Annotated in this window: 20 protein-coding genes and 2 pseudogenes; 5 read left to right on the top strand and 17 right to left on the bottom strand. The window is 68.9% G+C overall.

Going from position 1 to position 20,936, the window contains the following annotated elements; translation table 11 throughout:
* Positions 1 to 34: 34 nt before the first annotated feature.
* The 8 genes and pseudogenes from QQK29_RS04195 to QQK29_RS04230 all read right to left on the bottom strand — a co-directional run bounded on the left by QQK29_RS04195 (position 35) and on the right by QQK29_RS04230 (position 6,520).
* Positions 35 to 235, bottom strand: coding sequence for an FAD-dependent oxidoreductase (locus QQK29_RS04195; protein WP_284298044.1), 201 nt, complete (start codon positions 233 to 235; stop codon positions 35 to 37).
* 57 nt (positions 236 to 292) lie between these two features.
* Entirely contained in the window at positions 293 to 1,096 is an 804-nt protein-coding gene (locus tag QQK29_RS04200; protein ID WP_284298046.1) for an ABC transporter ATP-binding protein, read from the bottom strand.
* Positions 1,093 to 1,578, bottom strand: coding sequence for an oligopeptide/dipeptide ABC transporter ATP-binding protein (locus QQK29_RS04205; protein WP_284298048.1), 486 nt, complete (start codon positions 1,576 to 1,578; stop codon positions 1,093 to 1,095). The genes QQK29_RS04200 and QQK29_RS04205 overlap by 4 nt, the downstream gene beginning before the upstream one ends.
* Positions 1,575 to 2,078, bottom strand: coding sequence for an ATP-binding cassette domain-containing protein (locus QQK29_RS04210; RefSeq protein WP_284298051.1), 504 nt, complete (start codon positions 2,076 to 2,078; stop codon positions 1,575 to 1,577). The genes QQK29_RS04205 and QQK29_RS04210 overlap by 4 nt, the downstream gene beginning before the upstream one ends.
* A gap of 18 nt (positions 2,079 to 2,096) precedes the next feature.
* The gene (locus QQK29_RS04215; protein WP_284298053.1) at positions 2,097 to 3,608 is read right to left on the bottom strand and encodes an ABC transporter substrate-binding protein; all 1,512 of its coding nucleotides are present in this window, start codon (positions 3,606 to 3,608) and stop codon (positions 2,097 to 2,099) included.
* A gap of 59 nt (positions 3,609 to 3,667) precedes the next feature.
* Complete coding sequence (locus tag QQK29_RS04220; protein WP_284298055.1) at positions 3,668 to 4,534, bottom strand: ABC transporter permease; 867 nt, start codon at positions 4,532 to 4,534, stop codon at positions 3,668 to 3,670.
* 76 nt (positions 4,535 to 4,610) lie between these two features.
* Positions 4,611 to 5,453 (bottom strand): annotated as a pseudogene (locus QQK29_RS18440) (ABC transporter permease); the annotation flags it as partial.
* Positions 5,450 to 6,520, bottom strand: a complete 1,071-nt coding sequence (locus tag QQK29_RS04230) for a LacI family DNA-binding transcriptional regulator (RefSeq protein WP_348533800.1) — start codon at positions 6,518 to 6,520, stop codon at positions 5,450 to 5,452. The gene QQK29_RS04230 and the pseudogene QQK29_RS18440, both read right to left, overlap by 4 nt.
* A 191-nt stretch (positions 6,521 to 6,711) precedes the next feature.
* On the opposite strand from QQK29_RS04230, the gene QQK29_RS04235 reads away from it, so the two are divergent.
* The 3 genes from QQK29_RS04235 (at position 6,712) to QQK29_RS04245 (ending at position 9,910) form a co-directional block, all read left to right on the top strand.
* On the top strand, positions 6,712 to 8,505 hold the full coding sequence (locus tag QQK29_RS04235) for a fumarylacetoacetate hydrolase family protein (protein ID WP_284298059.1): 1,794 nt from the start codon (positions 6,712 to 6,714) through the stop codon (positions 8,503 to 8,505).
* A gap of 62 nt (positions 8,506 to 8,567) precedes the next feature.
* Positions 8,568 to 9,464, top strand: coding sequence for a glycosyl hydrolase family 28-related protein (locus tag QQK29_RS04240; protein WP_284298061.1), 897 nt, complete (start codon positions 8,568 to 8,570; stop codon positions 9,462 to 9,464).
* The gene (locus QQK29_RS04245) at positions 9,452 to 9,910 is read left to right on the top strand and encodes a hypothetical protein (RefSeq protein ID WP_284298063.1); all 459 of its coding nucleotides are present in this window, start codon (positions 9,452 to 9,454) and stop codon (positions 9,908 to 9,910) included. Before QQK29_RS04240 ends, QQK29_RS04245 begins: the two co-directional genes overlap by 13 nt.
* Positions 9,911 to 9,937: 27 nt before the next feature.
* Here the strand turns inward: QQK29_RS04245 and QQK29_RS04250 are convergent, their stop codons facing one another.
* The 3 genes from QQK29_RS04250 to QQK29_RS04260 form a co-directional block, all read right to left on the bottom strand.
* The gene (locus tag QQK29_RS04250) at positions 9,938 to 10,201 is read right to left on the bottom strand and encodes a fumarylacetoacetate hydrolase family protein (RefSeq protein ID WP_284298066.1); all 264 of its coding nucleotides are present in this window, start codon (positions 10,199 to 10,201) and stop codon (positions 9,938 to 9,940) included.
* Between the two features lie 64 nt (positions 10,202 to 10,265).
* The gene (locus QQK29_RS04255; RefSeq protein WP_284298068.1) at positions 10,266 to 11,063 is read right to left on the bottom strand and encodes an inositol monophosphatase family protein; all 798 of its coding nucleotides are present in this window, start codon (positions 11,061 to 11,063) and stop codon (positions 10,266 to 10,268) included.
* A gap of 42 nt (positions 11,064 to 11,105) precedes the next feature.
* Positions 11,106 to 11,591: an ATP-dependent endonuclease gene (locus QQK29_RS04260; RefSeq protein WP_284298070.1), complete on the bottom strand. Its 486-nt coding sequence runs from the start codon at positions 11,589 to 11,591 to the stop codon at positions 11,106 to 11,108.
* 51 nt (positions 11,592 to 11,642) lie between these two features.
* On the opposite strand from QQK29_RS04260, the gene QQK29_RS04265 reads away from it, so the two are divergent.
* Positions 11,643 to 12,311 (top strand): pentapeptide repeat-containing protein, encoded by a 669-nt coding sequence (locus QQK29_RS04265; protein WP_284298072.1) that lies wholly within the window; start codon positions 11,643 to 11,645, stop codon positions 12,309 to 12,311.
* Here the strand turns inward: QQK29_RS04265 and QQK29_RS04270 are convergent.
* The 6 genes and pseudogenes from QQK29_RS04270 to QQK29_RS04295 form a co-directional block, all read right to left on the bottom strand.
* Positions 12,298 to 14,552: pseudogene (locus QQK29_RS04270) on the bottom strand (exo-beta-d-1,3/1,6-glucosidase). The gene QQK29_RS04265 and the pseudogene QQK29_RS04270 sit on opposite strands and share 14 nt — an antisense overlap.
* Entirely contained in the window at positions 14,549 to 15,568 is a 1,020-nt protein-coding gene (locus tag QQK29_RS04275) for an ABC transporter permease (protein WP_284298074.1), read from the bottom strand. Before QQK29_RS04275 ends, QQK29_RS04270 begins: the two are co-directional and overlap by 4 nt.
* A gap of 59 nt (positions 15,569 to 15,627) precedes the next feature.
* Positions 15,628 to 16,692 (bottom strand): ABC transporter permease, encoded by a 1,065-nt coding sequence (locus QQK29_RS04280; protein WP_284298076.1) that lies wholly within the window; start codon positions 16,690 to 16,692, stop codon positions 15,628 to 15,630.
* Positions 16,689 to 17,498, bottom strand: coding sequence for an ABC transporter ATP-binding protein (locus QQK29_RS04285; RefSeq protein WP_284298078.1), 810 nt, complete (start codon positions 17,496 to 17,498; stop codon positions 16,689 to 16,691). Before QQK29_RS04285 ends, QQK29_RS04280 begins: the two co-directional genes overlap by 4 nt.
* Positions 17,495 to 18,319 (bottom strand): ABC transporter ATP-binding protein, encoded by an 825-nt coding sequence (locus QQK29_RS04290; RefSeq protein ID WP_284298080.1) that lies wholly within the window; start codon positions 18,317 to 18,319, stop codon positions 17,495 to 17,497. The genes QQK29_RS04285 and QQK29_RS04290 overlap by 4 nt, the downstream gene beginning before the upstream one ends.
* Before the next feature lie 73 nt (positions 18,320 to 18,392).
* A complete protein-coding gene (locus QQK29_RS04295; RefSeq protein ID WP_284298082.1) occupies positions 18,393 to 20,051 on the bottom strand; it encodes an ABC transporter substrate-binding protein in 1,659 nt (552 codons plus the stop codon).
* A gap of 168 nt (positions 20,052 to 20,219) precedes the next feature.
* Here QQK29_RS04295 and QQK29_RS04300 point away from each other — a divergent pair, with 168 nt between their 5' ends.
* Positions 20,220 to 20,873, top strand: coding sequence for a TetR/AcrR family transcriptional regulator (locus QQK29_RS04300; RefSeq protein ID WP_431308652.1), 654 nt, complete (start codon positions 20,220 to 20,222; stop codon positions 20,871 to 20,873).
* The last annotated feature ends 63 nt before the right edge of the window (positions 20,874 to 20,936 follow it).

Genomic DNA, 20,936 nt, shown 5'->3' on the forward strand with positions numbered 1-20,936 from the left:
GTCCGGTGTCAGCGGATACCACCGGCGGTAGTGCTCACGGATGCCGTCGCGAACCGCGCGATAGCTGCGCGTCGCACCGAACCGCTCGATCCAGGGATGCTCGTCGGGGGAACCCCTGACTCGTGAGCTGCCCGCCGATCCAGTCGGTCTCCTCCGTGACGAGCACGCGAAGGCCGCGGCGCGCGGCGCCGAGTGCCGCGGCGACGCCTCCCAGCCCGCCGCCGACGATCAGCACGTCGCATGTCTCCACTCGAACCCCTGTCACCCTGTGCCTTTCCCTGATGTTGTTGACCTAGTCGTCGGCGCCGGCGAGATCGAGCGCGGCGTCGAGAAGCTGACGGGTGTACTCGTGCGCAGGGTGCACGAAGATCTGCTCGGCGTCGTCGAACTCGACGATCTCGCCGCGGCGCATGACGGCGACGCGGTCGGCGATCTGCCGCACGACCCCGAGATCGTGCGAGATGAACAAGAGGGAGAGTCCGTGCTCCTCCTTGAGGTCCACGAGCAGTCGCAGAATCTGGGCTTGCACCGACACGTCGAGGGCGGAGACGGCCTCGTCGCACACGAGCAGGGTGGGCTTGAGCGCGAGCGCACGTGCGATGCTCACACGCTGACACTGTCCGCCCGAGAGCGCCGCCGGCCGGCGGTCCGCGACGCTGGGGTCGAGCCCGACGTCGTCGAGGAGCTCGGCGAGCGCGGTTGCCCGGTCGCGAGGTGCGATAGCGGGGTGCGTTCGCCACACTTCGTTGATGATGGCGCGCACGGTCATGCGCGGGTTGAGCGAGGAACGCGGATCCTGGAACACCATCTGGATCTCGCGCTTGAGGGCGGCCGGCCGGCGCGATACGGTGCGCAACTCGGTCCCGTGGAAGCGAATGGAGCCCGCGCCGAACTTCTGGAGGCCGACGACGCTGCGGGCGACGGTCGTCTTTCCGGAGCCCGACTCGCCCACGATCGCGAGGGTCTCGTTGTGTCGGAGGCTCAAGCTCACACCGTCGACGGCCTTGCGCGGGGGTTCCTCGCCGGGTCGAAGACGGCGACGGCGGCGGGAGAAGTCCACGACGAGCCCGTCGACTTCGAGCAGTGGCCCGGTCATGCGGGGACCTCCTCGGCGAAATGGCAGGCAGAGCGCCGCACCTCGTCGATGGCGATGAACGGCGGCTCGACGACGCGGCAGATGTCCTGCGCCATCGGACAGCGCGGATGGAATGGGCAACCGCTGGGGCGCGACCGCGGGTTGGCGGGGGCGCCGGGAAGGGGTTCGGCGAGCGCGCTCTTGGTCGTCACCGCGGGCACGCTCTTCACGAGTGCGCGGGTGTACGGATGCTTGGGTCGGGCGAGCAGGTCGGCCGCCGGTCCGCGTTCGGCCACACGCCCCGCATACATCACGACGAGGTCGTCGGCGACGTGCGCCATGACCCGCAGATCGTGGCTCACCAGCAGCATCGCCATCCCCTCGGTCTGACGCAGAGAACTCAAGAGGTCGAGGATCCGCGCCTGCACGGTGACGTCGAGTGCCGTCGTGGGCTCGTCGGCGAGCATGAGACCGGGAGAGCCGGCGAGTGCAAGCGCGATCATGGCGCGCTGGCGCATGCCCCCGAGAACTGGTGGGGGTACTCCCGGGCGCGGCGTGCAGCATCCGGGATCCCCGCTCGCGTGAGCAGCTGCACCGCCGCATTGCGCACCTCCTGACGACCGGCACCGTTGCGGCGGAGGATCTCACCGACCTGCGTGCCGATGGTCTGGGTCGGGTTCAGGGCGGCGAGCGGGTCCTGGAAGATCATGGCGATCTCGCGGCCGCGCACGGCACGGCGCTCCGCCTCGCTCATCGCGAGGAGGTCGCGTCTACGCCACCAGATCTGCCCCTGGGTGGTGGAGCCCGGGGGCAGCAATCCGATCACGGCGTTCGCCGTCATCGTCTTGCCACTCCCGGACTCTCCGATGAGACCCGTGGTCCTCCCGGGCCGCACGCTGAACGAGACGTCGTCGACGATCCTGATGGGTCCGCCCGCGCCGGGCACGTCGACCGACAGGCCGACGACCTCCAGGAGCGGCCGCTCATCCGTTGCTGATGTCATCGACGACGCCTCGCCCTCTTAGTTGGACGCCGAGATGGTCACGGAGGCGAAGCCCGGACGTCCGTCGGGCGCCAGGACGAGACCGTCGACGTTCTTGTTCCAGGCGTACGCGAGGCGTGTGAACATCGGGTACATGCCGACCGCGTCGTTCCAGATGATCTCGATCGCCTGGGCGTAGTACTCCTCGCGCTTCTCGACATCACCCGTCGAGCCGGCCGAGGCGAGCAGAGCGTCGAGCTCCTCGTTGCAGTAGCCGGTACGGTGCGCCGCACACGGGTAGAGGCGGCCGACGTTGGTCGCAGCATCGAACCCCTGCGAACCGATCATCTGGATGTTGATGTCCCAGTTGAGAGCGAGCAGGTCCTCGAGGAACACCGCCTGCTCCTTCTCGAGCACGTCGACCTTGACGCCGATCTTGGCGAGGTCGGAGGCGACGGCCTGCGTCACCTCGGCGAACTGCGGTTGCGAGTACTGGAAGCGCAGCGTCGTCGAGAAGTCGAACCCGGCATCCTCGAGCGCCTCCTTGGCAGCATCCGGGTCGTACGCCACAGGCTCCTGCGGGGCGTACCCCAGCACCGTCGGCGCGACCACCGAATCGGCGGGGCTGCCGGTCTCGGGGAAGAGGCTCGTGATGATCGTCTCGAAGTCGACCGCCTGCCACAGCGCACGCCGCACCGCGGGATCCGCGATGGCGGGGGTAGAGCTGTTCATCCACATCGTCATGACGGCGTTGGTCTCGATCGCCTCCACCTGGAGGTCGGCGTTCTCACGCAGCATGGCGACCTGGTCGTCGGGCATACCCCACGCCACCTGGATCTCGCCGGTCTGCAGCGCGGTCATGCGAGCCGCGATCTCCGGGATCGTCCGGAGCTCGAGCACGTCGAGCGTCGGCTCCTCGCCCCAGTAGTTGGGGTTCGGCACGAGCCGAAGGGTCGAGCCGGGCACGAACTCGTCGACGACGAACGGTCCGGAGCCGATCGGCTCGCCGAAGCTGTTCTCGTCAACGTCCGCAGGTGTCACCACGAAGAGCTGCAGCTTGCCGAGCAGCGCCGGCTCGGGTCCGGGCGCCGTGAAGACGACCGTCTTGTCGTCGGGCGCCGCGACCGTGAAGCCCTTGAAGTTCGAGGAGAGCGGTCCGGCGAGCGCGAGCACGCGTTCGAACGACGCCGCGACGTCCGCTGACGTCAGCGGGGAGTCATCCGAGAACGTGAGGCCGTCGCGGAGCGTGAAGGTCCACACGCTCGCGTCGTCGTTCGGTTCCCAGGACTCGGCGAGTTCGCCCTCGAATTTTCCCGGCCCGACGGTGTTGACGAGCTGGCTGAAGATGGCCTCTGCTGCCAATTGGGTGCCGGCGTCTTGCGATGACGCCCCGTGCGGATCGAGGTTCTCGATCGGATACTGCACGCCGACGGCGAGTTCCTGATCCTCGGCGAGAGTGGGCCCGGAGGTGGTGGTACACGCCGCAAGCGACGCCGCTGTGACGATGGCCGCGGCCCCCGCCATCAGTCGTGTTCGGAATGTGATGGGCATTGCTGATATCTCCTTTTCTGACTTCCTTGTCGTGGGCAGTTGAGTTCGAAGACGACGGCTCACCGTCGGTCGCCGGTGAGTCGCGCGGTAAGCCGGTCACCGAGCAGTCCGGCGCTGATGACCAGGCCACTCAGGGCGATGCCGGGGAACGCCGAGACCCACCAGGCGCTGCCGAGGTAGCTGCGTCCGATCGCGATCGTCTGACCCCAGGAGACCGACGAGGGCGGCAGCCCCAGCCCGAGGAAGCTGAGTCCCGCCTCGGAGAGGATGGCGAGCGCGAACTCCGTCGTCGCGAGCGCGGCGACAGGCCCGATCACGAACGGAATGATGTGCCGCAACAGCAACAGGGGTGACGGCACACCGACGAGGCGGGCCGCATCGACCCACGGTCGCTCGCGGAACGACAGGGCGATCCCTCGCGAGAGCCGCGCGAACCCGATCCAGTTGGCGACCGACAGGGCGAGGATGACCACCAGCATGCTGCGGTCGAGCACGCCGGCGATGATGATCGCGAGCAGGATGCCGGGGAAGGCGAGCAGAACGTCGATGAGGCGCGAGATGGAGACATCCGCCCAGCCCGAGAAATAACCGGCCATCGTGCCGAGCAGCACGCCGACCACAGCGGAGATCCCCACGACGGAGACCCCGATGATGAGCGAGGTGCGCGCGCCGTAGATCAGTTGCCCGAGCATGTCCCGGCCGACGCCGTCGGTGCCGAGCGGTCGCGGCTCGCCCGCCGCGCTCACCGATCCGGGCGGGAGCAGCCGGTCGCCCACCGAGGTGATGACCGGGTCGTAGAACACGAACATGGGGCCGATGACCGCCACCAGCACATAGAGGCCGATGATGATCGCGGGGATCGTGCCCTGCGGCAGGCCGCGGGTCGAGCGGCGCGTGCGAGCAGGGGTCGTCAAGAGCTTCGTCATGAGCGCACCAGCCGGATCCGGGGTCGAGTCGGGCGTACAGGATGTCGATGAGCAAGTTGATGGTGACTACGATCACGGCAGCGACGAGCGTGGCCGCTTGCACGATCGAGTAGTCGCGATTCGAGACCGATGAGACGAGCAGGGTGCCGAGACCGGGCCAGGCGAAGACGTTCTCGATGATGACGGCGCCGCCGAGCAGGGCTCCGACGTGCAGCCCGACGATCGTGACGACGGGAATCGAGGAGTTCCGCACGACGTGCCCGAAGAGCACCTGCCGGGGTGTGAGCCCCTTCGAGATCGCGGTCTGCACGTATCCCTCCGCCATCGACTCCGCGACGCTGCTGCGCGTGATCCGGGTGATGACGGCGATGAACGGGATGGCGAGCGTCACCGCGGGCAGCACGAGGTGGGCGGGGCTGCCGGTGCCGGCACTCGGCAGCACCTGCAGCTGGAGGGCGAAGAACAGGATGAACATGATGCCGATCCAGAACGGCGGTGCGGCCTGGAGCGTCAGTGCGAACCCGGAGATCGCGCGATCCAGCCTGCTGCCGGGCCGCGAGCCGGCGATCGCACCGAGCAGGAGCCCGATGGTCGCGACGACGGTTGCGGCGAGAGCCAGCTCGGCGGTCGCGGGGAGTCGCTCGAACACGAGCTCGATCGCGGGACGCCCGAAGCGGTAGGAGTCGCCGAAGTCGAGTCGCACCACGTTGCCGAGGTAGATCAGGTATTGCACCGGGAGCGGCGCGTCGAGCCCGAGCTTGGTCCTCAGCGACTCGACCTCCTCGAGGGTGGCGTCGGGGCCCAGCAGGATGGTGGCCTGGTCGCCGGGAGCGGCGCGAACGATGATGAAGACGAGCGTCACCGCACCCCAGATGATGAAGAGGCCGGTGGCGATCGAGCGAGCGAGGTACCGGATCACGCCTGCACCCGGAAGGTCGGGGACAGTGCGATCGAGTTGCCGTCGGTCGGCTTGCAGGGCAGCAGCACCTGTTGCGCATCGGCACCGGGTTCCTCGAGCAACCGCACGAGCATCTGCACGGCCTCCCGCCCCATCTCGGTGCGCGGCAGAGCGAACGACGTCCAGATGCGTGTCGCAGTCGGGGCAGGCGCCTCTCCCAGGAAGACGACGGAGCAATCGCCGGGGATGTGGATGCCGGCTTGCTCGGCGGCCCGCTCGATCGCCTCGGCGAGACCGGCGGACTCACTCGGCTCGACGAGGATGGCGGTGACGCCTGCGTCGATCCACGACCGCATGAGCTCTGCGTCGACCTCGGCGTTCTCCGAGATCACATGCACCAGTTCCGGCCCGTACGCGAGCCCCGCCTCCGCGAGCCCGTCGCGGTGGCCGGCCTCGCGGTCGGCACTCGGCTCGTCTCCGTTGGACTGCTTGAGCAACAAGATGCGGCGGTGTCCCATGGCGGCGAGGCGCCGCACCATGGAACTCGTCGCAGCGGCGTAGTCGGCACCGACGTACGACAGCTCCACACCGTCGACCTCTCTGCGGCCGATGAACACGAACGGGAAGTCCTCACGAGTGAGGCGAGCGAGGTCGTCCCGCGCCAGGTGGCGACCGAGCAGCACACAACCGTCTGCCTTGAGCAGTCGGTTGGAGCCGCCCGCGTAGACGCTGCGCTCCCCGGAGACGCCCGCGGAGGTGAAGAGGAGCATGTCGTAGCCCAGCAGGGCCGCCTCCGCCTCGACGCCGAGCAGGAACGGGAAGTAGAAGTCGCGCTCGCTCACGGGGAAGACGGACTCGAAGGTGTAGAGGCCGAGGATGCGGTTGCCCCCGCCGCGCAGCCCGCGCGCCATCGGGTTGACCGAGTAGCCCAGCTGCGCGATGGCGTCGAGCACGCGCTGCCGCTTCTCCTCGGAGACCTGCGCGCCATTGCCGTTCACCACCGTCGAGACGGTGGCCTGAGACACCCCGGCCAGGCGCGCGATCTCGACCTGGGTGGGGCGGCGACTTCCTCGTCGTGTGCTCATCATGGCCTTCGATACGTATCAGAAAACGGGTCTGCGTCAGAGTACATACGCCCTTCACATTCGTCAAGCGCCGCCTCGGACCCGTTGCAAAGGCCAAAAAACGGGCTTGCGGCGGCAGGCCGGCGCGGCTACCGTAGCGAACTACTTATACGAAACAGGCCTGAGTTTTCCGGGCCAGGCGGCAAAGGAGCCCCGTGAGACTGGCCACGTTCCTCCTCGAGAACACCGAAAGCTGGGGATTCGTGATCGCCGACCCGGTTTCGGGCGAGGAGCGGATCGTCGAGCCAACACGGGTGCCCGCGGTGCTCGAGCGCACCATCCTGAGCACGTCCGGGTACGCCCACTCCCGCCCCGAGTTCCGCGACGACTGGCCGGCCGATCTCGCGGGAGCGCTCGCCTCCGGCGACGACGGCCTCTCGGAACTCGCGCGGCTCGCACGTTTCCTCGAACGCTATCTCGCGCAGTCGGATGCCGCGGTTCTCGACCTCGTGTCCCATCGCGTCGCCGATGTCGAACTTCTCGCCCCGATACCCCGGCCTCGACTGTGCTGGGGCCTGGTGACCAACGCTCCGTCGTTCGTGCGCAACAAGGTCGGGATCGACCACCTCAACCTCTTCCCCCTCGGCCACCAGCGACCACAGGGAAGCGTGATCGGTAGCGGCGCACCGGTCATCATGCGCGGTGGCCACCACGTGCCGCTCATGTCGTACAACGTCGAGCTCGGGGTCGTCATCGGACGGGGCGGCCGGTACATCGCGCTCGAGGACGCGATGGACCACGTCGCGGGCTTCACGACCGTCACCGACGTGGCGGGCACCTACTACTACGGCGTCGTTCCCGGCAACGAGGGTCGCGGATACCACCTTCCGCCGGAGTACGACGATTGGCTGTACCAAGCGACCGCCTCGTGGGGCGGCAAGATCGCCGACAGCCTGTGCCCGGTCGGGCCCTACCTCGTCACCAAGGACGAGGTAGGCGACCCGTACGACCTCCTCGTCTACACCCGTCAGAACGGCCGGCAACGGGATCGCGCACACACCTCGGCGATGATGCTCGGCATCGAGCGCGTCATCCACTGGTACTCCTCGTTCGCGACGCTGCACCCCGGCGATGTCATCCACTTCGGCACGATGGGCGTCGACGGGCTCCCGATACCGTCGGAGCAGCTCGAGCGGAACCCGACGGTGCTCGAATCGGAGATCGAAGACGTCGGACTGTTGCGCAACCCCGTGCGGGTGATCGAGCCACACGAGCCGGTGCCGTTCGAGAGCCACCCCTCGTACGCGGTTCGCCGCGCCGCACAGGAGCCGCCCCTCACCGCGAGCGAGTGGAGCGTCGAGCAGGCGCGCCACGTGTACACCGCCTTCGGAAACCACGAGCAGGCGGCCGGCGAGGGCCTGCCCCGACTCGCCGTTCCGCGCTTCCTCAACGGACCCGCGAGCTCCCTCGGTGCGAGCGGCACTCCCGTCGAGCTGCCGGTGCGCGCCACCGAGCTCGAGGTCGCGATCGAGCTCGCCGTCGTCATCCGCCGGCTCACCTCGGGGACCGCGCGCGGTGGGGCCAAGGACGCCATGCTCTCCCTCAGCCCCCTCGTCTCGCTGTGCGACCTCTCCTTCGCCGACACCGTCATCGAGCCCGCCCGCGCGGGTGAGCGCCACATTCCGGCGGTCTACGGTCGTTGGGCCGACGGGTTCAACGTGCTCCCGAGCGTCGTCGGCGGCGAGGTCGGTGAATGGCGCGAACGGCGGATGGCACTCACCGTCGGCGACGAAGAAGTCTCGGCCTCCACGTCCGACTATCTCTTCGGGCCCGAGGACCTCATCGAAGCCATCTCCGCCCAATCGACGCTGTTCCCAGGCGACGTCGTGACGCTCGGCAGCACGACGGCACGGGTCGTCCGCGTGACGGCCGAAACCCCCGTGCGCGTCGCGGCCGCCATCGACGGCCTCGGCACGATCGCGTTCGACATCGTGCCGGCGTCCCACTGACCTGCTCCCCCACCACCGCACCACCACGCGGCCACGGTCGCACGACGAACAGGAGAATGACCATGTCGATCACGAGACGTCACATCCTCGGGAGCGCGGGTATCGCCGCGCTCGGCGCCGCGACGTTTGCGGGAGGGCCACCGAGTGGAACTCCGGCAGCATCCAACGTTCCGTGGGCTTCCACGGTCACGACGCCGCAAGACTTCGGGGCGGTCGCGGACGGAGTCGCGGATGACACCTCCGCGATCCAGCAGGCGATCGACGCGCAGGGAACGCGCGACAACAAGATCGTCTACTTCCCGCCCGGCACCTATCGGATCACGCAGACGCTCACCGTGCCCGACGGGACCGGCCCGACCGGCAACTTCAGTCGCCTCGTGCTCGCGGGGGCGGGCACCATGGGATCGCGCACCTCGATCATCCAGGTCGACTTCGACGGCACGGCCCTGCACATCGCCGCACCGCTCTCGGCACTGTACGGACTGTGCTTCGTCGTCGCGGCCGGGCTCAAGAACTCGCTGGGCGTCCTCACGGCGCGCGATCCCGGGATCGGCGAGGCGACCAACACCGACGACGTCGACACGACGATCACCGAGTGCACCTTCGTGGAGTTCTACACCGCAGTGAAGCACGTCGGTCGGGGGATGGTGTTCACGAACAATCTCGTCGCGACCGGCGACTTCGGCCTCGACATCTCGTGGCCCGAGGAAGGTGTCGCCGGCAGCGGCGTTCACCTGCTGCCTTACGGCATGCGCAAGTGGCTCATCGAGGGCAACCACTTCCACAGCATGGGCACCGCGATCCGCACGACGGGACCACACGCGGCGAGCTTCCGAGGTGCGATCATCGCGAACAACATCCTCGACATCGGACGCCGCCTCTTCGCCGGCGGCGTGATCAACTCCACTTTCGCCGGGAACGTCGTCGAGAACGCCTCGGGGGACCGGTGGTCAACGTGACCTCGGGCGGCACGAACCTCACGTTCACCGGCAACGTCTTCGGCGGCAGCGAACCGACCGGCGGCGGGCGGCCGCCCTACGCGATCGCCTTCGGAACGGAGGTCGACGCGCGCAACGTGACAGTCACGGGAAACTCGTTCAACTGGCTGACTCGCTCTCCCGTCTACTTCGGGGCCGCAGCATCGGAGATCTCGATCTCGGCCAACTCGTTCGACAACTGGAACCTCGACGAGGAAGAGCGCTGGTCGGCCGTGCGGATCAACGGCGACGCGTCGCAGGTCTCGATCATGGGAAACATCTTCGGAGCGAACCCGGTGTCGGCGCCTCCGATCCGCGTCATCGGAGCTCTCTCGCACTCGTCGATCGTCGGGAACACCTTCCCGGGGAATACCGACGTGCTGTACGCAGGGTCACAGGGAGGTGGCAACTACATCCCGACGCCGTAGCAAGGAGAACCGGCTCGAGAGCGCCTTCTACTCGACCTCGCGCACAGTATTGCGAAGAACGCCGAGCGCTCCGATCTCGACTTCCACGACGTCTCCATCGTGCAACAGCTTCGGCGGGTCCATGAACATGCCGACCCCGGCGGGCGTGCCGGTGACCACGACATCTCCCGGCTCCAACGCCGTGAACGTCGTCACGAACTCGAGGATCTCCGGGATATCGAAGATGCCGATGCCGCTAGCACGCTGGTGGGGCTTCGGACTCGTCTGGCTTGCCCTCGTACTCGTGCTCACCGACCTCGGCTGGAGTCAGCTACAGGGGAAGGCCGGCCGGCCCTAGGGCTCCCGCCAGCGGGTCTCACGCCCCCAGCTCATCGAGCAGCTCTTCGAGCGGGCCCACGACATCCGGGTGCCCTGCGATAAGGAACTCGCGGCTCGGGCTGGCGGCCCCGCGGCCCTTGACGATGGCACCGGCCTCGCGAGCGATGAGCTCGCCGGCGGCGTGGTCCCACGGGTTGAGGGTGCGCTCGTAGAAGCCGTTGAGGCGGCCGTTCGCGACGCCCACGAGGTCGAGCGACGCCGTGCCGAGGCGCCGGATGTCGCGCACGTGCGGCAGCAGTCGCGCAACCAGCGCGCCCTGCTCTCCGCGGATCGCGGCGTCGTAGGAGAACCCGGTGGCGATGAGCGCCTGCTCGAGCGGCACGGCATCCGCAACCCGGATGCGCTGCTCACCGAGGTATGCGCCGCCGTCGCGCGCCGCCGTGAACAGCTCGTCGATCGCGGGGTTGAAGACGGCGCCGGCGAGCGGAGTCCAGCCCGCGGGATCGGGATCGCCCTCGACCACCGCGATGCTCACGGCGTAGTGCGGGATGCCGTAGAGGTAGTTGACGGTGCCGTCGATCGGGTCGACGAGCCACGTGATGCCGCTCGTACCCCCGCTTGCACCACCCTCCTCGCCGAGGATCGCGTCCTGGGGGCGCGCCGCCTCGATCCGAGCGCGGATGAGCTCCTCCACCTCGCGGTCGGCCGCGGTCACGACGTCGACGATGCTCGACTTCGTCGCGGCGACCTCGACACCCTCGCGTCGCCGCTGGGCGGCGAGCTGCCCTGCCTCGAGGGCGATCGCACGGGTCAGTTCGAGAAGTTCGGTGCTCATGCCTCCAGCCTGGCATGCGGCTGAGGCGACGTGTGCGGCCGCTCAGCCGCGCGCGACCGCCGCCAGCAGCTGCACGAGCGGATGCGGCACGCGATCCTGCGGGACGGCGGCCGCGAGCAGCCGCGCGTAGCGCACCTTGTTGCCGCTCCGACCGGCGAAGAACAGCATGAGCTGCTGCTCGAGCGGTCGACCGCGCTGCGCGGGCTGCCGCTGCAGCACCCGGAAGGAGCGCCCTTCGCCCTGTTCCTCGATGAGGGCGAGCACGCTCTCGGCACCGAGTGCGCGCACGAACTCCGCCTCGAGATCCGGGTCGCACACGAAGAGCTCGTCCACGAGACCCGCGAAGTCGGCCTGCTCGGCGCGGTCGACCAGGCCGAGCAGCCGCTCACCGGCGAGTTCGGCCACGGCCCGCCGTGCGCCCTTCGAACCGCCGACGACGACGAGGCGCGGCCTCGCCAGCCCCAGGCGTGCCGCGAGCGTCTCGACGGCGAGGGCGTCGCTGGCGCCTTCGACGAGCACGACGGTCATGGTCCATCGTTACCACGTGCGGGCATCGGTCGCGCGGCCTAGGGTTGCCGCATGCCCGCCGACAAGGCCGCGGTGCCCGCACCGATGCTCGACCCGATCGTGCTGCCCGAGCTGCAGGCAGGCGACGGCTACGACCTCGAGCCGTCGGCCTCGCTCGAGGCCTTCGCGTTCGAGAGCATCAGCACGGATGCCGTCCAGCTCGGCGGCGCCCGGATCGAATCGTGTCGGGTCACCGGGCTGCACGCTGCCGAGGCGGAGCTGCGCGGTACGACGATCATCGAGACCGTGCTGGAACACCTCGACATCCCGGTGTTGCGAGCCTCGCGCACCCGCTGGCGCGACGTGCGGATCGAGGGTGGCCGCCTGGGCTCCGCGGAGCTGTACGACGCCGACTGGGAGTCCGTGGAGTTCGTCGGATGCAAGCTGAGCTTCGTCAACCTGCGCGGAAGCACGTTGCGCGACGTGCGATTCACGGACTGCACGATCGAGGAGCTCGACCTGGGCGCGGCCGAGGTGCTGCGCCTCGCGTTGCCGGGCACCCGCATCCGGCGCCTCGACGTGTCGCGCGCGACGCTGCAGCACGCGGACCTGCGCGGGTGCGAGTTCGCGGAACTGACGGGCGCCGGCTCGCTGCGCGGCGCCGCGATCGACGGGGATCAGCTCACGCTGCTCGCGCCGTTGCTCGCGAGCGAACTCGGCATCACGGTCATCGAACCGTGAAGCGCGCCGCGAGCAGCACCTCCTCGCGCGACGACGGCCCCACGAGCACGTCGAAGTCGCCTGGCTCGACGACGCGGTTGCCCGCCGCGTCGACGATCGTGCACGCGGACACCGGCAGCTCGATCTGTACGCGCTGCGACTCCCCCGGTGCCAGCAGAACCTGACGGTAGGCCTTGAGCTCACGGTCGGCCCAGCTCGCGCTCGTGACGTCGTCGCGCACGTAGAGCTGCACCGTCTCGCGCACCGGGCGCGCGCCCGTGTTCGCGACGGTCACCTCGGCCTCGATCGTGTCGGCGAGCCCGAGCGAGGTCTCGGCGAGCGTCAGTTGCGAGTACTCGACGCTCGAGTACGTGAGCCCCTCGCCGAACGCCCAGGCCGGCGACTGCGTGAGGTCGGCGTAGCGGTCGCCGTGCTGGCCGCGGATCTGGTTGTAGTACGTCGGCTGCTGCCCGACGTGCCGCGCGAACGAGATCGGCAACCGGCCCGAGGGCTCGGTGTGCCCCAGCACGATCTCGGCGAGCGCCCGCCCGCCCTGCATGCCGGGGTTGGCGACCCAGAGCACGGCCGCCGCCCGGGCGACCGACGGCGGCAGCACGAGGGCTTCGACGCCAGCAGCACCACGATCACCGGCGTGCCGGTCGCGATCACGGCGTCCAGCAGCGCGATCTGGCCGCCGATCAGCTCGAGGGTCGCGGTGGAACGCCCCTCGCCCACGAGCTCGATCGCGTCGCCGACCACCGCGACCACGGCATCCGCCGACTCGGCATCGGCCACCGCCTGGGCGATGAGCGCATCGTCGGGCGGGCAGGCACGCACGACGGGCGGCCGCGGCTGCCCGTCGGGGTGCGTGGCGCCGAGCGGATGCGGTTCGAGCGTGAGGATGTCGGCGCCACGCGCGTAGCTCACCTCCGACCCCGCCGGCGCGAGCTCGCGCAGACCGTCGAGCACCGTCGTGATGAGCTCGCGCGGCTGCCCGTCGAGCCATCCGGCCTGACCCGAGCCGCCGGCCCAATCGCCCAGTTGGTACTGCGCGTCGTCGGCGAGCGGGCCGACGACGGCGAGCTTGAGCGGCCGCGTCGCGGCCCCCGCCGTCCCCGCATCCACTCCGAGAGGCAGCGTGCCGTCGTTCTCGAGCAGCACGATCGAGCGCCTGGCGGTCTCGAGATTGAGCTCGCTGTGCGCGGCCTGTCCGACGATCGCCTCATGCCCGACGACGGGCAGCCGCGGATCCTCGAAGAGGCCCAGGTCGAACTTGATGGTGAGGATGCGCGCGACCGCATCGTCGAACGCGTCGGCGGGCAGCATCCCGGCTTCGACCGCCTCGAGCGCGCCCTCGAAGAAGCGCGGCGTCGTCATGATCATGTCGTTGCCCGCCTTCGTGGCGGCGGCGGCGGCGTGCGCGTAGTCGGGCTGCACGCGCTGCTCCCACACCATCCGCCCCACGTTGTCCCAGTCGGTCACGAGCGCGCCCTGATAGCCCCACTCGCCCTTCAGCACGTCGGTGAGCAGCCACTCGTTGAGCGTGATCGGCACCCCGTCGGTGGTCTGGTAACCGAGCATGAAGATGCGGCACCCCTCGCGCGCGACGCGCTCGAAGGGCGGCAGGAACCACGAGCGCAGCTTGCGGCGCGAGATATCGGCCTCGGACGCATCCCGCCCGCCCTGGGTCTCGCTGTAGCCGGCGAAGTGCTTCGCGGTCGCGAGGATCGCGGTGCGATCGTGCAGCCCCTCGCCTTGGTAACCGCGCACCATGGCCGAGGCGTACTCGCCGATGAGGAACGGGTCCTCGCCGAACGTCTCGTTCACACGCCCCCAGCGCAGCTCGCGCGCGATGCACAGCACAGGCGAGAAGGTCCAGTGGATGCCGGTGGCCGCCACCTCGATCGCCGTCGCGCGCGCCACGCGTTCGAGCAGCTCGGGATCCCAGGTTGCGGCCATGCCGAGCTGGGTAGGGAAGATCGTCGCCCCGGGCCAGAACGAGTGGCCGTGGATGCAGTCCTCCGCGACGAGCAGCGGGATCCGCAGGCGCGTGGCCGCCGTGAGCCGGTTCGCCTCGAGGATCCGCTCGGGCGAGGTGTGCAGGATCGACCCGGCGTGACGATGCTGCACGGCGTCGACCAGATCCTCGCGCGCGTCGAGCTGCAGCATCTGCCCGACCTTCTCCTCGAGCGTCATCCGTGCGAGCAGGTCGGCCACGCGATCCGAGGTCGAGCGGGTCGGGTCACGGAACGGTTCGGTCATTCTGAGGCTTTCTGGGTCGTTGCGTCGGATGCGGTGGTCGGGGTGGCAGCGCGCACGACGGTCACGGCGTCGTTCACGTCGAGGCCCTTCTTCTTCATCGCGCGAGCCCGCTCGCCCGCCGAGCGCAGCCGGGGGTTCACATACTCGTCGATGCCGAAGTTGATGAGCGAGAGGGCGACGCCGATGATCGCGATGCAGAGGCCGGGCGGCAGGTACCACCACCACTGGTTCTGCTGGAAGGCGCCCTGGGCGGAGGCCCAGTTGAGGATCGTGCCCCAGTTGTAGGTGGTCACCGGGATGACGCCGATGTACGAGAGCGTCGTGAGGCTCAGGATCGCTGCGGTGACGGTGCCCACGAAGCTCGCCGCGATGAGCGCCATGAGGTTCGGCAGCATCTCGACCGCGATGATGCGGCGCAACGGCTCGCCGTTGGCGCGGGCCGCCTGGATGAAGTCGCGATTGCGCAGCGACATCGTCTGGGCGCGCAGCACCCGCGCGCCCCACGCCCAGCCGATCAGGCCAAGGACGGCGGCGATCAGCCACAGCGGCGGGTCTTCGAAGATCGACGCGACGATGATGATGAGCGGCAGCCCCGGGATCACCAGGAACACGTTCGTGAGCGCCGAGAGGCCCTCGCTCTTCCAGCCCGAGAGGTATCCGGCGATCACCCCGATCGTGATGGCGATGAAGGTCGCGATGATCGCGGCGAGGAATCCCACGACGATCACACCGCGGGTGCCGTGGATCACCTGGCTCAACACGTCTTCGCCGATGTGCGTCGTGCCGAGCCAATGCGCGGCCGAGGGCGCCTGGAAGCGCGAGGTGTTGTCGACCTTGGTCGGCGAATACGGGGCGAGCACGTCGGCGAAGATCGCGACGAGCACGAAGAAGCCCAGGATCGCGAGCCCGGTGATCGACTTGGCGTTGCGGAACATCGCGAAGGCCGAGCCGAGACGGGCCCAGAAGCTCGTGCCGCGCGGCGTCTTCTCCGCGAGCTGAGCTGTGCGGATGGTCATCGTCTCGGGGGCGCCCGCGCGCGGGGCCGCGTGCGGGTGTCGTCGGTCGTTGCCATGGCTCAGGCCTCCGTCTGTCGGGTGCGCGGGTCGAGGAAGGCGTAGGCGAAGTCGGCGAGCACGTTGGCCACGAGCACCGAGATCGTGATCACCAGGAACACACCCTGCATGAGCGCGTAGTCCTTGGCGTTGGTGGCATCCAGCAGCAGCTTGCCGATACCCGGATAGCTGAACACCATCTCCATGACGATCGTGCCGCCCACGATGAAGCCGATCGAGAGCGCGAAGCTCTGGATCTGCGGAAGCACGGCGTTGCGTGCGGCGTAGCCCCACAGCACGCGGCGGTTCGGCAGTCCCTTCGCCTGGGCCACCGTGATGTAGTCCTCATCGAGCACGGTGAGCATCATGTTCCGCATGCCCAGCATCCATCCGCCGAGCGAGGCGATCACGATCGTCACCGCCGGCAGCGTGCCGTGATGGATGACCTGGCCGATGAACTCGAAGGTCCACTCCGGCCGCATCCCCACGCCGTACGCCTTGCCGATCGGGAACCATCGCAGGTTCACCGAGAAGGCGGCGATCGCGAGCAGGCCGAGCCAGAAGTACGGGATGGTGCCGAGGAACGTCGTGATCGGCACGAACACGTCGAGCTTGCTGCCGCGCCGCCAGCCGATGATGCCGCCGCCGATCGTGCCGATCGCGAACGAGACGATCGTGGCGAAGCCGACGAGCCCCACGGTCCACGGCAGGGCCTGACTGATCACCTCGGTGACCGGCCGCAGCCCATGCAGCAACGAGACGCCGAGGTCGCCGCGCAGCAGGTGGGCCCAGTAGTCGAGGTACTGCTCGACGAGCGACTTGTCGGTGTCGAGGCCGAGCAGCGCACGCAGCGCGTCGGCCGCCTCGGGCGTCACGTTGCGGTTGCGCGCGAGGTACTGGCTGACCGCGTCGCCCTTCATCATGCGGGGCAGGAAGAAGTTGATGGTGATCGCGGCCCACAGGGTGAAGAGGTAGAACGCGGCGCGGCTGCCGAGGAAGCGCCACGGGATGCGGGAGTGGCCCGAGACGACGCGCGTCGCGGTGGTGCCGACGGCGATCGCGTCGAGCTGGGGCTGGGCGCCGCTCATGGTGCACCTCCGAGGTCGCGGGCGGCCGAGGCGAAGAACGACTCGGGATCGGGGGATGCCGCGCGCAGTTCGCGGGTATACGGGTCCTGCGGGGTGAGGATCACCTCGTCGGCCGTGCCGTGCTCGACGACCCGACCCTGGTTGAGCACGATGATCTCGTCGCTGAAGTGCCGTGCGGTGGCGAGGTCGTGGGTGATGTAGAGCACCCCGAGCCCTTCATCCCGCTGCAGCTCGGCGAGCAGGTTGAGCACGCCCAGCCGGATCGAGACGTCGAGCATCGACACCGGCTCGTCGGCCACCAGGATCGCCGGCCGCGAGGCGAGGGCGCGCGCGATCGCGATGCGCTGCCGCTGACCGCCCGACAGCTCGTGCGGGCGGCGCTCCATCACCGCATCCGGGTCCAGGCGCACGCGCTCGAGCAGGCGGCGCACCTCGGCCTCGGTCTGCGCCTTGGGCACGACGTCGTCGAGGCGCAGCGGACGCTCGATGTGGTAGCGGATGGAGTGGTACGGATTGAGTGAGGCGAACGGATCCTGGAACACCATCCGCAACTGCTGCCGGTACCGGCGCAGGGCCGTGCCGTGGCGCGGGATCGGGGCGCCGTCGAGCCGCACCTCACCGCTCGTCGGGGTCTCGAGCTGGGTGAGGATCTTGGCGATCGTCGACTTGCCGCTGCCGGACTGGCCGACGAGGCCGATCGTCTGGCCGGAGCGGAGCGTGAAGCTCACGTCGTCGAGCGCGCGGATCTGCCCCGCGCCGCGCACGTTGTAGATCTTGGTGATGTGGTCGAACTCGAGCACGGTCATCGCGCCACCACGCCCCTCTCGCCGGTGAGCCGCGGGAACGAGCTCAGCAGCGTCTTCGTGTAGTCGTTCTGCGGATCGGTCCAGATGCGTTCCGCGGTGTCGAGCTCGACGATCTCGCCCTCGCGCATGATCGCGATGCGGTCGCTGATCTCCAGCAGCAGCGGCAGGTCGTGGGTGATGAAGATCACCGAGAAGCCGAATTCGTGCCGCAGTTGCGAGATCTGCCGCAGGATCTCGCGCTGCACGAGCACGTCGAGGGCGGTGGTCGGCTCGTCCATCACCATGAGCTGCGGACGCAGGGCCAGCGCCATCGCGATCATGACGCGCTGCCGCATGCCGCCCGAGAGCTCGTGCGGGAAGGAGCGGGCGCGCTGTGCGCCGACCTTGACGATCTCGAGCAGCTCGGCGACCTCGGCGCGACGTTGCCGCGCCGACATCCGGGGGCGGTGCACCTCGAAGACGTCCTCGAGCTGCGACCCGATCGGGGCGACCGGGTTCAGGGCGTTCATCGCGCCCTGGAACACCATCGACACCTTGTCCCAGCGGAACCGGCGCATCTGCTCGGCGTCGAGGGCCCCCAGGTCGACGTCGTCACCGGATGCGTCGTGGAACACCACGGAACCGCTCGTGATCACGGCGGGCGCCTTGAGCAGCCGCTGCACGCCGTACGCGAGGGTCGTCTTGCCGCATCCGCTCTCGCCCGCGAGGCCGAGCACCTCGCCGCGCTGCAGTTCCAAGGTGACGTGGCTGACCGCCTCGACGGGCGGATCGACGTCGTACACGACCGAGAAGTCGCGCACCGAGAGAAGCGGTTCGTTCATCGCCTGCTGCTCGCTTTCCTGTCCGACGGAGGGTGGATGCGCGTGGCGCACCCACCCCCGTTTCCGCACTGACCTACTTGGCGGGCTTCAGCTTCGTGAGGATCTGCACGATGCCGGGCTGCGTCGGGTCGGCCGAGGCGTACTGGTCGCTCTCGGTCGGGAATCCGACGTAGTTGCGGGTGTTGTACTCGCCCAGCAGCGGGTGCGCACCGAGCGGGATCGCCGGCACGTTCTCCGCGAAGGCCTTCTGCAGAACGGCGCTCGCGGCCTGACGCTCCTCATCCGAGGATGCGTTCGCGTAGGTGTTCAGAGCAGCCGTCACCGCGGGGTCGTTGAAGCGACCGAAGTTGAACTGCGCCTTGTCGTCGACGATCCACTTGGGGTCCATCGTGGAGGTGTAGAGGCCGTAGGCGTTGCCGGTGTCCTCGAGCCAGTGGATGATCGCCTGGAAGGTGCCCTCCTGGCGCGCGGCGTCCCAGCCGCCCCAGTCGGGCTGGTCGACCTTGACCTCGATGCCGAGGGCCTCGTCGAGCTCCTCGGCGATGAGCGCCTGCTCGGTGTTCCAGTCGCTCCATCCGGCGGGCACCGAGATCGAGAACGAGACGGCCTCGCCGTCGGGGTCGATCAGCGCGTCGTCCTTCCAGGTGTAGCCGGCATCCGTGAGGATCTGCTTCGCCTTGTCGACGTCGACCGCGTAGTTCTGGTCCTTGTACTCGGGCAGGATCTCGTCCTCGAGCAGCGCGCCGAGGCCCGTGACGTTCCAGACGGCCTCGCTCGCGCCCTCGCGTGCGATGTCGACGTAGGCCTCGCGGTCGATCGTCCAGGCGAGCGCCTCACGCAGGGCGGGGTTGTTGAACGGCTTGGTCTGCAGGTTCATGAACAGCGTGCCGGCACCCGCGGTGGGCGAGGCCAGGAAGTGGTTGTTCTCGTCGGCGGCCAGGTAGCTGTTCTCGATCTGCGGGATGAACGCCTGCGCCCAGTCCGCGTCGCCCGAGACGAGCGCCGTGGTGAGCGCGGCGTTGTCGCCGTAGGACACGTAGTGCAGCTCGGGCACCGCGAGTTCGCCGCCCCAGTAGTCCTCGTTGGCCTTCAGGGTGACCGACTCCGTCGACCAGTTGTCGAGCACGTACGGTCCGGTGCCGACGGCGAGACCCTCATCCGTGAGCGGGTCGGTGTTCGGGTCGGCGATGTTCTCCCAGATGTGCTTCGGCACGATCGGGGTGTGCAGCACGCGCGACTGCGCGGTGTACTTCGAGTCGGCGAACTTCAGCGTGATCGCGTCGCCCTCGACGGTCGCGCCCTCGTACTTGAGCCCGGAGGTGTCGCTGAGCTTGCCGCTCAGGTACATGTCGAAGGTGAAGACGATGTCGTCGCCGGTGAAGGCGGTGCCGTCGCTCCACTTCACGCCGCTGCGCGGCACGACGGTGAGCTCGGTGTAGTCGTCGTTCCACTCGACCGATTCCGCGAGCCACGGCGTGGTGCCGAGGTCGCCGGTGGGGTTGACGAGGGCGAGCGGCTCGAAGATGACCTTGGCGTAGCCGTACTTCGAGGCCGAGGAGTCGCCCAGGAACGGGTTGTGGGATTCGGTGGTGATGGCGCCGTCGGGCTTGGCGATCGTCAGGGCGGCCCCCGACGTCGAGCCGCTGTCGGTGCTCGGCGAGCACCCGGCCAGCACCATGGTGCTGAGAGCGACGATCGCACCGACGGCGATCACGGACTTCTTGAGCTTCATTGCTTCTCCTAGTGGCGGGATGCCGGGATTCCGGGAGCGCTCCCGGGACTGTGATTATGTTACCCAGCCGCACCCGGTGGGTTCACTTACTTACCGGGCAGTAAGCTGGGTGGGGCCAGGCTACCGATGGAGTAGCAAATTGACAAGACGGGGCGAAGCGAGGGTGGCGTGGTGAAGACGGTGAGCGACGCGGGCGCCGGCGGACCACGCAGTCGGCCCGCGACAGCGCGCAAGCGCACCGAGATCCTGAAGGCCGCCATCGAGACCTTCGGCGCAAAGGGCTCGACCAACGGCACCCTGACCGACATCGCCGAGCAGGTGGGCATGACGCACGCGGGCGTGCTGCACCATTTCGGCTCCAAGCAGAAGCTGCTGCTCGAGGTGCTCGCCTACCGCGACCGCAGCGACCCCGGCCTCGTCGACCAGCACATCCCGGGTGGACCCGAGCTGTTCCTGCACCTCGTGCGCACCGCCTACTCCAACGCCCTGCGCCCCGGCATCGTGCAGGTCTACACCGTGCTGTCGTCAGAGTCGGTCACCGATGACCACCCGGGCCGCCCCTACTTCGAAGATCGTTATCGCGTGCTGCGCGAGGAGATCCGCAGCGCCTTCGCGCAGCTGTGCCTGCAGCAGGGCGTGACCGATCCGGGCACGATCGACACGGCATCCGCGTCGATCCTCGCCGTCATGGACGGCCTCCAGCTGCAGTGGCTGCTCGACCCCGCGGCTCTCGACCTGGGCGCAGCGACCGAGTTCGCCATCCGTGCGATCGTCACCGAGGTGCTGCGGCCGGGGCCGCCGCTCGAGTCGTACGCGGGCTAAGGTCGCGCGCGGCGCGGCCGGCGTCGCCGAGACGGCAGTTTCGACCCTTCCGCGGCGCGTCTT

It is taken from the genome of Homoserinibacter gongjuensis (genome assembly GCF_030161875.1).
Lineage (GTDB): Bacteria > Actinomycetota > Actinomycetes > Actinomycetales > Microbacteriaceae > Homoserinibacter > Homoserinibacter gongjuensis.

What these genes read in the sequence shown, in the direction of transcription:
- QQK29_RS04260 (WP_284298070.1), bottom strand. Translation starts at nt 11,591, where the DNA reads ATGACCGTCGTGCTCGTCGAAGGCGCCAGCGACGCCCTCGCCGTCGAG.
- QQK29_RS04230 (WP_348533800.1), bottom strand. Translation starts at nt 6,520, where the DNA reads ATGATGAGCACACGACGAGGAAGTCGCCGCCCCACCCAGGTCGAGATC.
- QQK29_RS04220 (WP_284298055.1), bottom strand. Translation starts at nt 4,534, where the DNA reads ATGACGAAGCTCTTGACGACCCCTGCTCGCACGCGCCGCTCGACCCGC.
- QQK29_RS04290 (WP_284298080.1), bottom strand. Translation starts at nt 18,319, where the DNA reads ATGAACGAACCGCTTCTCTCGGTGCGCGACTTCTCGGTCGTGTACGAC.
- QQK29_RS04280 (WP_284298076.1), bottom strand. Translation starts at nt 16,692, where the DNA reads ATGAGCGGCGCCCAGCCCCAGCTCGACGCGATCGCCGTCGGCACCACC.
- QQK29_RS04295 (WP_284298082.1), bottom strand. Translation starts at nt 20,051, where the DNA reads ATGAAGCTCAAGAAGTCCGTGATCGCCGTCGGTGCGATCGTCGCTCTC.
- QQK29_RS04200 (WP_284298046.1), bottom strand. Translation starts at nt 1,096, where the DNA reads ATGACCGGGCCACTGCTCGAAGTCGACGGGCTCGTCGTGGACTTCTCC.
- QQK29_RS04255 (WP_284298068.1), bottom strand. Translation starts at nt 11,063, where the DNA reads ATGAGCACCGAACTTCTCGAACTGACCCGTGCGATCGCCCTCGAGGCA.
- QQK29_RS04275 (WP_284298074.1), bottom strand. Translation starts at nt 15,568, where the DNA reads ATGACCATCCGCACAGCTCAGCTCGCGGAGAAGACGCCGCGCGGCACG.
- QQK29_RS04215 (WP_284298053.1), bottom strand. Translation starts at nt 3,608, where the DNA reads ATGCCCATCACATTCCGAACACGACTGATGGCGGGGGCCGCGGCCATC.
- QQK29_RS04265 (WP_284298072.1), top strand. Translation starts at nt 11,643, where the DNA reads ATGCCCGCCGACAAGGCCGCGGTGCCCGCACCGATGCTCGACCCGATC.
- QQK29_RS04210 (WP_284298051.1), bottom strand. Translation starts at nt 2,078, where the DNA reads ATGACATCAGCAACGGATGAGCGGCCGCTCCTGGAGGTCGTCGGCCTG.
- QQK29_RS04285 (WP_284298078.1), bottom strand. Translation starts at nt 17,498, where the DNA reads ATGACCGTGCTCGAGTTCGACCACATCACCAAGATCTACAACGTGCGC.
- QQK29_RS04240 (WP_284298061.1), top strand. Translation starts at nt 8,568, where the DNA reads ATGTCGATCACGAGACGTCACATCCTCGGGAGCGCGGGTATCGCCGCG.
- QQK29_RS04205 (WP_284298048.1), bottom strand. Translation starts at nt 1,578, where the DNA reads ATGATCGCGCTTGCACTCGCCGGCTCTCCCGGTCTCATGCTCGCCGAC.